Raw genomic sequence first — 12,112 nt, forward strand, 5'->3', positions numbered from 1 at the left:
ATACAGAGAAAGTTACAATTAATTCATAAAGAAAGTAAATATGAACAAGCAATATATTCTACTTATTTCCTTACTTCTCGCACCTACAGTAAATGCGAATTTACCTAGAACTAAGCCTTTATTTGCACAAATGAAAAATAATCAATTATGTATTTTTATTCAAGATGATAAAGCATCACTGGGTTATGAAAATAGGGCGTATGTCTATACCACAAATTTAGACGAACTGAGTTCTCGTTCAGATGATTATGAGAAGATTTATTATAATATTGAAATACCTAAAGGTTTTAAAAATTGTATTTCGATTCCCTTAGATCATATAGAAAGAAATAAGCCCCATGACATTTTTATTGAATTAGATAAAACCTATTCATTCAGAATTTGTATCAGTGACAAAAACCAAATTTATCGGGTAGATCAGTCTCAAAAGTGCTCAAATGAATTGTATGAAGTTAAAGAACAAAAGGCTCAATCTTTGTTGGATAGAATTTTTGCTAAAATAAAAGAAATCCTCGCTAGATTATTTGGTTAAACAAACGATAAAGGAATTTGCAAAAATAGTAGAATAAAAAAAAGCCCCATCATCCTGACGGGGCTTTTTCGTATTGGTGAGTTAGGTAAACTCCTGTTCTACCTCACTTCCTGATGCTCAGACCGATTATTGTTGTTTTATGTCTGGGAAACTTCCTGTTCCCTATGACTAGAGAATAGAGAATTTTCTAAGGGTCACCAAGTCGCAAATTGAAGTATGTAATGTAAGCTAAAACGTACAAATTTACGTATTGAAAATTGAAGATTTAGATTTAGACATTGGCATATTGAATCAGTTTATTTACAACAGATTTAACGGCTTTATTGTCAAATTCATTGCCTTCAAAGGTTTCAGTTTTGCTGCGGCTAAAAATATCGCGTAATTCAATCACAGCATTGGAGTCGATCATGCCAATAAACGAGCAAACTTGTTTAATTTGGTCGATTGAACGAGAACCATTGGTTCCGCCATAGCTGACGAAAGCAGCAGGCTTGGCTTGCCATTCTTTGTATACAAAGTCGATCGCATTCTTCAAAACAGGGCTATAACCATGATTATATTCTGGCGTGATGAAAATAAACGCATCGCCTGAATCTACTTTTTCTGCCCATTGCTGTTGTTTAGGTTGGTCATAGATTCCAGTTGCAGGGGAATTTTTACCTGCAAAGAATGGTAGATCCCACTCCTTCAAATCGACGATTTCAATATTTAAAGTACTAAATTCTAGCTTTTTAATTTCTCTAAGTAGCCATTCTGCAACTTTGATCGCTACACGTCCTTCACGGATACTACCGACAATAATATGGATATTCATTTGTTGTTGCTCTCTTTTTTAATCGTTTAATACTGCATAAATCATAATGTAAAATGTTTATATCATGTGTATAGGATTTTAAATTTTTGATTCGACCTTGAGTTAAAGATGGATCTAAAATATAAATCCTATGTTTCCCCATAGATATTATCTTTGAGCTTATATGAAAAATGATATTGCCTTAATTATGGCTCTACCGAGTGAATCTAAAGATTTATTTGAACAAGCTGGTATTACAGTTCACTACAGTGGGATTGGTAAAATCAATGCGGCATTTACAGCATTTGATGTGATTCAAAAAACAGGCTGTAAAACCATTCTTAACCTCGGTAGTGCAGGGAGTTCATATTTCAATGCACATGAATTGGTTGAAGTTAAAACTTTTGTGCAGCGTGATATGGATGTGTCACCACTCGGCTTTGAAGTGGGTGTCACTCCGATGGATGAACATTATCCTGAAGCGATTGATTTAGACTCTTATTTCACACATCTTTCACAAGGGATTTGTGGAACAGGGGATAGTTTTGAAACGGGTCAACCTAAAGTATCGTGTAATTTGGTTGATATGGAAGGCTATGCTTTAGCCAAAGTATGTAAAAAACTCGATGTGCGCTTAATTTCGGTGAAATATATCAGTGATGGTGCAAATGACACTGCACATTTAGATTGGGAAGAAAATTTATTATTAGGTGCAAAAAAATTACTAAAACTGTATCAATCTATTTAATTTGATAAAGGTTTTGGCGACCATAGACTTCTATGGTCGTTTGCCAAAATAATTCAATGCCATGATTGGATTATTCACTACGAGGTAATACACCATATAAAATCATATGAATGGTATGTTCAATGGCACGTTGGCACATACTTTTATTGCGTAAAGTTTTTCCAGTGACCATTTCGATTTGAGTACTGAAATCAGCATAATTTTGAGTTAATCCCCAAATATTAATAATCAATAACTCTGGATCAATTTGATCTGAAATTTTACCTTGCTCTTGCCACATCGAAATGACTTTGGCTTTGCGTTTAAATAATTTCTTCAATGGGCCTTTTAAAATCGCCAAAATATGCGGTGCACCTTGGATAATTTCTAAGGCAAAAAGTTTTGATGCTTTCGGCTGAGTTCTTGAAATTTCGATTTTTGTCATGATGTAATGTGACAAAGCTTCAGTGGGCTCAAGCTCAGATTCTAATGATTGCAAAGGCGCTAACCATTTCTGCATCACTGTGGTGAGTACTTCGACATAGAGCGCTTCTTTATTTTCATAATAATAGAAAATATTCGATTTATGCATATCTGCTAACTGCGCAATTTCATCAAGACTCGCACCATTGAATCCATAGAGAGAAAATACATCAAGTGCAGCATTGAGTAGCTGCTGCCGCTTCTGGGCACTCTTTTTTTGTTCCATCGCATCTTTAAATCAAAAAACTGATCATTAAATTGTACGGTAAAATGTTTGATTTGTGCACAGAAAGCAGCATTATTTTGGAATATTTCTGATAAATAATTATGAAGTTATATTATTAAATCAAATTGTGAACTTTATTATCTAATCATGCACTAAACTAGCGCAATTTTTATTTAAAAATCATGTCATTTATTACATTTGATTTAAACTCTGTGACATTTCTATTACATTATGATTTTAAATCTGAAGTTAAAAATAATGTTTTATTGATAATAAATCAAAATATATAGACTTCATTTAAAAAATTAATAGATATTGTGAATATATAAATTAACTTGCTAAAAGAAGTCACATTTTATTTGCTCTATTTTAGGTTGCCAATACTGCTTCAAGAACTTGTTGTTCGAGTTCTGCAAATTTAACCCCTTTTTGTCGAGGGCGTGCTAAGTCAACTTTGAACTGTTGTGCAATATGCCCTTTATCTAAAAGGATAATGCGATCAGCCAGTTGTACTGCTTCACTGACATCATGTGTGACTAAAATCGTAGTGAAACCTTGTTCCAACCAAAGCTTCTCGATCAGATTCTGCATGTCTAAGCGTGTGAGGGCATCTAAAGCACCTAGAGGCTCATCCAATAACAATACACGTGGTGTATGTGATAAAGCACGTGCCAGCGCAGTACGTTGACGTTGTCCACCTGAAAGTTGAGATGGCCACAATCCCGCTTTTTCCTTTAGCCCTACTTTTTCTAGTAATTGTTCAGCTTTAGCATGTTGATCTTTTGCTAAACCTAATTGCACATTTTTTAAAATATTTTTCCATGGCAATAGACGAGGATCTTGGAACATGACTCGAATATCGTCAGCAATGATGCCTTCACGGAAGTTCAATAGAGATTTAAATTTAATCTCTCCATAGCTAGGCTGTTCGAGATCCGCAATTAAACGCAGTAGGGTACTTTTTCCGCAACCACTACGTCCGACAATGGCAATGAATTCACCCGCTGCAATATTTAAATCTAAATCTTCTAAAACCTTCACATCACCATAGTATTTGTGAAGTTGTTCAATGGTAATTTCTGCACCAATTTTTGCTTGTTCTTCTTCGACATTTTCGGTTGTAGGGAGAAGATCATTGGCATATTGGCTAATACTTAAATCGGTCATTTTAGGCTCCTATTTTTGATAACCTGCGTGCCAACGCAAAAGGTATTTTTCTAAAAATTGTGCAAATACATCGGCAAGTTTACCTAAAAGGGCATAAAGTAAGATGCCGACCAAAACGATGTCTGTTTGTAAAAATTCTCGGGCATTCATGGTCATATAACCGATACCTGATTGTGCCGAAATGGTTTCAGCCACAATGAGCAATACCCATACCAAACCGAGTGAAAAGCGTAATCCGACAAGGATTGATGGCATTGCTCCAGGTAAAATGATGTCTTTATATAATTGCCATTGATTTAAGCCGTAGCTCTTACCCATTTCAATCAATTGAGGATCAACAGAACGAATGCCGTGATAGGTATTGATATAAATTGGAAAAAATACTCCGACCGCAACTAAGAAAAGTTTTGCAGATTCATCGATTCCAAACCACAAAATCACCAGTGGAATTAAAGCCAAAGCTGGGATATTTCGAATCATTTGTAGCGTCGTGTCGAGTAGGTTTGATGCGACTTTTGATGAACCGTTCAGTAATCCTAAAAGTAGACCGAGTCCACCTCCCACTAAAAGTCCAAGTAAGGCACGTCCAGCACTGACTTTAACATGTTGCCAAAGTTCACCACTGATGAGCAAAGTCCAAAATGCTGAAACCACGGCTGTGGGCGCTGGTAATACACGACTTTCCAATAAGCCAGTTTTTGATGCAATTTGCCAAATCACAATCAGTAACAGTGGGACAATCCAAGGCAGCAAACGCTGCCCAAGTTGTTGAGTTCCACGTGAAACAGCATTACTTTTTATAGCGGGAGCGCTTTTAACTGTGGCATTCATGCAGACTCCTTCAAAGGATCCTTGTGTTCCTCTGGGGTGTAATTGTTTGCCACAATCTCACCAAATGGACCTGTTAAGTTTGGTTGAGTCAGCTTTTTACGGGTTTCTAAAGGCAATAACGGGAAGACCAGTTCGGCAAAACGAATAGACTCTTCTAAGTGAGGGTAGCCTGAGAAGATAAAAGTACCAATTCCCAAATCTGCATATTCTTGGATACGATCTGCAACGGTTTGTGGATCACCGACCAATGCTGTACCTGCACCACCACGGACTAAACCGACACCTGCCCAAAGGTTTGGGGAAACTTCGAGTTTGCTACGATCACCGTTATGCAATTCAGCCATGCGACGTTGACCAACTGAATCCATTTGTTTAAATTTTTTCTGTGCTGCTGCAATGGTTGCATCATCTACATATTGAATGAGCTCTTCGGCAGCTTGCCATGCTTGTTCATTGGTTTCTCGAACAATCACATGTAAACGGATACCATAATTTAACTGACGACCTTTGGCTTCCGCACGTGCTTTCACAACTGCAATTTTTTCTTTCACGGCAGCAGGTGGTTCACCCCAAGTGAGATAGGTATCGACTTGATCCGCAGCCAGTTCAATCGCATCTTCTGAAGAGCCACCGAACCAAAGTGGTGGGTATGGTTCTTGTACAGGTGGATAAAGTAATTTGGCATTGTCCACGCTTAAACGCTCACCGTGAAATGTAAATGATTCCCCAGTATGTGAGCGTTTTAAAATTTCACGCCAAATGGTGGTGTATTCAGCCGCAGTTTTATAACGCGTTGCATGGTCTTCATATAAGCCATCACCTTTAAGCTCTTCTTCATCACCGCCTGTTACAAGATTAAGCAGTACACGACCATTGGAAAGACGGTCAAATGTTGCTGCCATACGCGCTGCCAAAGCAGGCGTGGTCACACCTGGGCGTAAAGCGACGAGGAATTTTAGATTTTTAGTTGCATCAATCAAACTTGCTGCCGTAATCCATGGATCTTCACAAGAACGACCAGTGGGGATGAGTACACCTTCATAGCCCAAATTGTCGACAGCAACAGCGATTTGTTTCATATAAGCATGATCTACTTGGCGTGCGCCTTTGCTCGTGCCTAAATAGCGACTGTCACCATGAGTGGGAATAAACCAGAAGATTTTCATTTCATTCATCCTGTATAAAATTTTAAAACATCAAATATGTTCAAGGTTATTTTGCAGTCCAAACGGCTTGTTTAATGTCGATGCGGTTTGGAATAATTTTCAATTCAGTAAAACGGTTTGCCAGTTGTTGCTGATCGGAAATGACTTTTGCGGACAGTGGCGCGGCACCAGATGGCTTTGGACGCCGTTCAATAAAGACTTGGCTGACTTGAGGTTTTAAACCTGTACTTTGCCCAATGGCTTGTGCTGTTGCAGTGCGATTGGCTTGAACCCATTTATCGGCAACATTGATTTGTTGGATAATACTTTTGACGGCTTTTGGGTTTTTCTTCACGAAATCAGGTGAAGCCAAATAGAAGGTATAGTTCGGGCTTAAACCTTGTCCAGACGCTAAAACACGGGCGTGATCTTCAACTTGTGCGGAAGCAAAGAACGGATCCCAAATTGCCCATGCATCTACAGCACCTTTTTGAAATGCTGCACGAGCATCAGCAGGGGTGAGCCAAATGGGTTGAATATCTGTCCATTGCAAGCCTGCTTTGCGCACTGCTTGTACCAGTAAATAATGCGCACTAGAGCCCTTTTGTAAGGCAATACGTTTGCCTTTCAATTCACTGAGTTTGGTAATTTTGGAGTCTTTAGAAACTAAAATTGCCGATGCCAAAGGTTTTGCTGCTTCATAAGCAATGTAATACAAGGGTTTATTGGCAGCTTGTGCATAGACAGGTGGAGTATCTCCTGTGACACCAACATCGATTGAACCGACTGCTAAAGCTTCTAAAATTTGTGGGCCTGCAGGAAATTCATTCCAAGAAATAGTGGCGTTTGGAAATTCTTTCTCATAGAGCTTTTGTTGTTTGGCAATGGCGAAGTTAATTGAACTTTTTTGAAAGCCAATTCTGAGTTCTTTGACATTCGGATCAACCGCCCAAACAGAAGTTGCGCCCAACATTGCACTACAGATCAACATGGTGGTCATCGTGTGATGAGGGAGTTTGAACCATGATGTTGCTTTTATTTTCGTGTGATGTTGGGTCATTTTGATGTCCTCTGTATTGAGTGTTCTAGGCTTATGGGTTGGCTAGAATCGCTGCTTGAATATTGATTTTGTTGGGAATGAGTTTTTGTTGATGAAAGGCATCTGCCACGTATTGTTGTTGCTTGGCAACCTCACTTGAAATAGGCGTAACACCAAAGCCCATACGTGAAATAGAGGTATTCAATACATCTAAAGGCAAACCTGTTGGTTTTTCTAAAAGTTTTGCTGCATCAGTCTGATGTTGAGATACCCATTGTGTGGTGGTGTTCAATTCATTCACCACTGTCTTTAGAACATCAGGATGCTGTTCTGCAAACTTGCGATCTGCCAAATAGAATTGGTGGTTATTCACTAAATTTTGTCCAGTCGCTAAAACTTTTGCACCGAGTTGTTTTTCAGCAGAAGCAAAGAATGGATCCCAAATCACCCATGCATCCACAGCGCCTTTTTCAAAAGCGGCACGTGCATCGGCAGGGGGTAAGTACACCACTTGAATGTCATCAAGTTTGAGATGATTGGCTTCCAAAACTTTTAATAGTAAGTAGTGAACATTTGACCCTTTATTCAATACGACACGTTTGCCTTTTAAATCTTGAATTGATTTGATTGTTGAATCTTTCGGTACAATCAATGCTTCAGCCAAAGGTGCAGCGGGTTGGTTGGCGATATAGACCAGATTTGAATTGGCTGCCTGTGCAAAAATTGGTGGTGCTTCACCTGCTTCACCAAACGACACACTGCCGACATTCAAACCTTCTAGGAGTTGAGGACCCGCAGGGAATTCAACCCATTTCACCGTCACGCCCTTTTCTTTCAGCGCTTTATCTAAGTCACCACGTGCCTTAACGATTGGTAAGACGCCGTATTTTTGAAAGCCAATGTTTAAGGTGGTGCTCTCTTGTTGTTTTGAACATCCAGAAAGCATCATGATCGTTGCAAGGCTTGCACTAAGAATTGTGATTTTTTTCCAAGACGGTTGAAATAAATGCGCCATGACGAACGATGCCCTAAAAGAGTTAAAAATGAATGAGCATCAGCTTAAAAGGCTTTTTATTTTCAAAAAAATAAGATTTATATGATTGCTAATGAAAAAAAAAGATAAAAAATAAAGTGCTAAATTTATCTAAAAAATAGAAATAAGTAATTTATATTCTATAAAATTGTAATTTTATAATTGCATGAAAAAAAAGAATTTATTTCATATATCTATCATAGAGATATAGATTGCAACACGGAGAATATAGAAAGTTCTCCATGTTATAACCTATGGTGATAAGTTTAGTGATAATTGTGATAATTCAAGCTTAATCAAGCAAAACCAAAGTCGATTAAATGAGTTTTTTAAAGACCATTGAGTTCCGTTGGTAATTATATAAAGCCTGACGTGCTTCAGGAAGAGCATCGACATTGGCAGTTTCGAAGCCATGTTCTAAGAACCAATGTGCAGTACGTGTGGTCAAAACAAACAATTGTTGAATGCCCATTTGACGTGCTTTTTCTTCAAGGAAATGCAAAATTTGGCTACCGCGATTGGACTTACGATAGCTTGGATGTACTGCAACGCAAGCGATTTCTGCAGATTGAATTTCTGTACCTGTCACAGGAATTGGGTACAAAGCCGCACAGGCGAGAATGGTTCCATCACGTTCAATTACTGCAAATTGACCAATTTCATTTTCCAGAAGCTCGCGTGAACGGTAGACCAAAATCCCTTCTTCTTCGAGTGGTCGTAAGAGATTGATCAAGCCACCGACATCGCCGATACTTGCCATACGCACTTCTTCATAATGTGCATCGGTAATCATCGTCCCATGACCATCACGCGTGAATAATTCTTCAATCAATGCGCCGTCATAGGCATAGGACAATAGATGTACACGATGTACGCCTTTGAGCGAAGCTTCTTTGGCATTGTGCAAATGCAGTGCGATTTCAAAATTTGAATCTTGGTATTTTTCAATATGTGTATCAAGTTGATGTGGGGTAATTTCACGGAGTAATTGCCCAAATTCATCCATCAAACCTTGCTGATTGCCTAAGAAAATCAGTTTATCAGCTTTGATATGAATCGCTGTTTTGGTGGCAACTTCTTCTGCCAACAAATTAAAAACTTCACCTGTAGTCGAATAACCTGTTGGACCCAGTAGAACAATATTTTGATTGTCTAAATGACGTTGAATGGCTTCAGTATCAATGGTGCGTACTTCACCCGTCAGTTGAAAATCAACACCATCACGGATACCAAAAGGTTTCGCCGTGACAAAATTTCCTGAAACGACATCGATGCGTGCGCCAAACATTGGAGAATTGGCGAGACCCATTGATAATAAGGCTTCGATTTGCAAACGAATCGAACCTACAGCATTCATTACACAAGGTAGTGATTCACGTGTCGTGACACGACGATTGATATGGATTGGACTTTGAATCTTTTTTTCTTTTAAATTTTCAGTGATTTGCGGGCGAGCACCATGCACCAAAATTAAACGAATCCCCAGAGAATGTAGCAGCGCAATATCATGAATAATATGTTGAAAATTTTCATGTTCTACCGCTTCACCACCAAACATCAAAACAAAGGTTTTACCACGATGGGCATTGATATAAGGCGCAGAATGACGAAACCAATGCACATATTGTTGCGCTGTGCTTTGAGTTGTTTCTGGATAGTCATTTTGCATGCCGATCTCGGTATAGATGATTGCGATTACTGAGATTCTAAACAAAAAAACACAAGGGGAATAGTTTAAATAAAAAAAGCACTCGAACGTGGGAGGACGAGTGCAAAGAGGGTATTTTGAATTAACGGTTGAGTGACAGGCTTAAATTATAGACCGAGCACTTTGATGATTGCATAAGTGGCTGTATTGACAAGAATATAGTGACCATCTGCTTTGTACCATTGCTGGTTTTTACCCGGTTTGCTCAAGTTTTTGTGGTGTTTGTAGTCCACTTTATAACCTGCACCACGGTATTGAGTTGGGTATTTATGCCCAGCTTTCCACTGATTTTGCGCAGCTTTATTGGGTGCTTTGTGATTAGTTGCAACATGTTTTACAGCATTGCCATGATTGTTGGGATGTTGTTGTACGTGTTGCTGTTGTGCAGGCTGGTGACCTTGAGCATGTTCTGGCGCTGCAAAAGCACTTGAAGCTGCCATGATTGCACTGACTGAGATTGCAATCGCTGAAAGTAATTTTTTCATGTTGAGCGCCTATGGAATAATGTATCTATATCTGATGTTTTTAATTTAATTGGAAAATGTAGAGAAACAATGAAGCTAATATGAAAATATGTGATTTATTTTCCTTAATAATTTATTTTAATCTTATATAATTCTCATTAAATGAAAAAAAGCCCAATATATGTAATGCCAGTCAGTTAAGAGATTCTTGAATCCTCCCCTTGCGGAACATGTTCCTCACCTTTTTCAAAGGAGGGAGCTTTTCATTGCTGAAATCATTTTAGTTACAAGAAGTTCCCCTCTTTTTCAAAGAGGGGTTAGGGGAGATTTTAGGAGTTTATGCAATAATTTTGCTTAACTGATCAGCATTACCAATATATGGGCTTTTTATAATTAGATTCATTAACCAATCACACGGATCACACGGTTATTACGCTCATTCACCAATACATAGTCACCATTCACTTTATACCATTGCTGATATTTGCCTGGTTTTGGCAGTTGGCGATAGTTTTTATAGTTCACATGATAGCGTGATGAGCTGAATTGGCTTGGTAAATACTGCCCTGAACGCCAGTCACGGCTTGGGTTTACGCGATAGTTATGGTCATAGCGTTTATTGTCATAACGATCATAGCGGTCATTTTTGTTCCAACGATGGTCATTTTTATGATCCCAATGGCTTTGCTGATAACGATGATTGTTGTCATAACGTGAGTCAGCCATTGCTGAAGTTGCAACCAGTGCGCTCATCGCTAATGTAATTGCGGTTAATACTTTTTTCATCTGATTCACCTAAATTGTATTTTATCCTTCGATGAAATCAATTTACGCAACAATTGGAGATAAATGGTGAGGAGGATTTAGTTGAATTGTGAAATGTATGAAGACTTGATGGAGGACTGTAAATTTTGAATCTCTGAGATGTTTTGAGTAAAACTTTAAAATGATGTCTACTTTTGATACATAGACTAACCAAGTTAATGATTTTTTATAATTTACTCTATTGAATGAGTTCTGGAACAGGATGAAGTGGTGCTTTGTTTGAAGATTCATGCTCATAAGCTTCTATGAATTTCATGATTACATTTAAAAAACGGAAATTCTGAAATTTGAGCAAAAAAAAGCTCAAACTAAATAGGTGTTTGAGCTTATGAAACTTGAGTATAGCAATTTTAATTCAAAATAGCTACGCGGTCTTATATTACATACCACGAATGCTGAGAATACTGTTACTGTCTGAATCAACTAAGATGTAATCATTATTGATTTTGTACCATTGTTGGTTACGTGATGGTTTAGGCAGATTTCCATCTTTATAATCCACTTTGTAGCTATTGCCACGGTAGTGTTGTGGCATCACATAACCTGTTTGCCATTTATGTTGCTGTAAACGTTTTACACCACGTTGTTCACGCTCTCGACGTTGTTCTTGAATGCCATCGCCATCATCATTGTCACGGAACTGACGGCCACGATTACCACGTTCGCCTCTATCTCCGCGATCATAACCTCGATCGTTGTCAAAATGAGGTCCTGCACTGGTGATCTGCATGGTCATCAGTGTTGATAAAGAGATCGCGATGATCGCTAAAATCTTTTTCATAGGAGCCCTCGCTTGCTAAGTGTTGTTTTTTACACCACTAATGTACCGTTAAAATGCAGAGAAACTGTGAAGAAAGTTCAGTTTTTCATTTAAAAATACAGACATAATGAGAACATATTTTTGATCAGGATGAAAGACTGTATCCAAAGTCTTATGCAAACAGATATAACAAACATCTATGTTCGACTCATTCACAGGTCACTCAAAGTGCAAGGCATTAAAATACTCAGTCTATTCTTTGATGCGGAATGTAAAGCTATGGTACAAAATATCGTTTGAACGGTCTGTTAATGCCATTGTTCAGTGAAATGCTTTAAGCAATTGACTGCTGTTACGACCGTTTCAGCTTGTTGGGCAT

General features: G+C 38.3%; 13 protein-coding genes. 2 read left to right on the forward strand and 11 right to left on the reverse strand.

The genetic code is table 11. The features are described from left to right. Positions 1–40 precede the first annotated feature (40 nt). Positions 41–532: an NF045616 family extracytoplasmic (lipo)protein gene (locus EXE10_RS05435; protein WP_068975184.1), complete on the forward strand. Its 492-nt coding sequence runs from the start codon at positions 41–43 to the stop codon at positions 530–532. 271 nt (positions 533–803) lie between these two features. Here EXE10_RS05435 and EXE10_RS05440 read toward each other — a convergent pair whose 3' ends face one another. Then, positions 804–1,346: an NADPH-dependent FMN reductase gene (locus EXE10_RS05440; protein ID WP_087553870.1), complete on the reverse strand. Its 543-nt coding sequence runs from the start codon at positions 1,344–1,346 to the stop codon at positions 804–806. 163 nt (positions 1,347–1,509) lie between these two features. Here EXE10_RS05440 and EXE10_RS05445 point away from each other — a divergent pair, with 163 nt between their 5' ends. Continuing rightward, on the forward strand, positions 1,510–2,073 hold the full coding sequence (locus tag EXE10_RS05445; RefSeq protein WP_068975685.1) for a 5'-nucleosidase: 564 nt from the start codon (positions 1,510–1,512) through the stop codon (positions 2,071–2,073). 70 nt (positions 2,074–2,143) lie between these two features. On the opposite strand, the gene EXE10_RS05450 is transcribed toward EXE10_RS05445, so the two are convergent. The 10 genes from EXE10_RS05450 to EXE10_RS05495 form a co-directional block, all read right to left on the reverse strand. Then, positions 2,144–2,761 (reverse strand): TetR/AcrR family transcriptional regulator, encoded by a 618-nt coding sequence (locus EXE10_RS05450; RefSeq protein WP_068975686.1) that lies wholly within the window; start codon positions 2,759–2,761, stop codon positions 2,144–2,146. 369 nt (positions 2,762–3,130) lie between these two features. Beyond that, a complete protein-coding gene (locus EXE10_RS05455; protein ID WP_130112630.1) occupies positions 3,131–3,928 on the reverse strand; it encodes an ATP-binding cassette domain-containing protein in 798 nt (265 codons plus the stop codon). 9 nt (positions 3,929–3,937) lie between these two features. After that, positions 3,938–4,759: an aliphatic sulfonate ABC transporter permease SsuC gene (gene ssuC / locus EXE10_RS05460; protein ID WP_130112631.1), complete on the reverse strand. Its 822-nt coding sequence runs from the start codon at positions 4,757–4,759 to the stop codon at positions 3,938–3,940. Continuing rightward, positions 4,756–5,925 (reverse strand): FMNH2-dependent alkanesulfonate monooxygenase, encoded by a 1,170-nt coding sequence (gene ssuD / locus EXE10_RS05465; RefSeq protein WP_068975689.1) that lies wholly within the window; start codon positions 5,923–5,925, stop codon positions 4,756–4,758. The genes ssuC and ssuD overlap by 4 nt, the downstream gene beginning before the upstream one ends. A 46-nt stretch (positions 5,926–5,971) precedes the next feature. Then, positions 5,972–6,904 carry a sulfonate ABC transporter substrate-binding protein gene (locus EXE10_RS05470; protein ID WP_227542691.1) on the reverse strand — a complete coding sequence of 311 codons (933 nt, stop codon included), beginning with the start codon at positions 6,902–6,904 and terminating at the stop codon, positions 5,972–5,974. Between the two features lie 91 nt (positions 6,905–6,995). Further along, positions 6,996–7,958: a sulfonate ABC transporter substrate-binding protein gene (locus tag EXE10_RS05475; protein ID WP_130112632.1), complete on the reverse strand. Its 963-nt coding sequence runs from the start codon at positions 7,956–7,958 to the stop codon at positions 6,996–6,998. A 334-nt stretch (positions 7,959–8,292) separates the two neighbouring features. Next, positions 8,293–9,645, reverse strand: coding sequence for an amino-acid N-acetyltransferase (gene argA / locus EXE10_RS05480; protein WP_130112633.1), 1,353 nt, complete (start codon positions 9,643–9,645; stop codon positions 8,293–8,295). Positions 9,646–9,791: 146 nt separating this feature from the next. Continuing rightward, entirely contained in the window at positions 9,792–10,169 is a 378-nt protein-coding gene (locus EXE10_RS05485; RefSeq protein ID WP_087553863.1) for an RcnB family protein, read from the reverse strand. 381 nt (positions 10,170–10,550) lie between these two features. Beyond that, positions 10,551–10,934 (reverse strand): RcnB family protein, encoded by a 384-nt coding sequence (locus tag EXE10_RS05490; protein ID WP_068975533.1) that lies wholly within the window; start codon positions 10,932–10,934, stop codon positions 10,551–10,553. Between the two features lie 418 nt (positions 10,935–11,352). Continuing rightward, positions 11,353–11,754: an RcnB family protein gene (locus tag EXE10_RS05495; RefSeq protein WP_068975534.1), complete on the reverse strand. Its 402-nt coding sequence runs from the start codon at positions 11,752–11,754 to the stop codon at positions 11,353–11,355. Positions 11,755–12,112 lie beyond the last annotated feature (358 nt).

Origin of the sequence: Acinetobacter sp. WCHAc060033 (assembly GCF_004209125.1) — a bacterium.
GTDB classification, from domain to species: domain Bacteria; phylum Pseudomonadota; class Gammaproteobacteria; order Pseudomonadales; family Moraxellaceae; genus Acinetobacter; species Acinetobacter wuhouensis.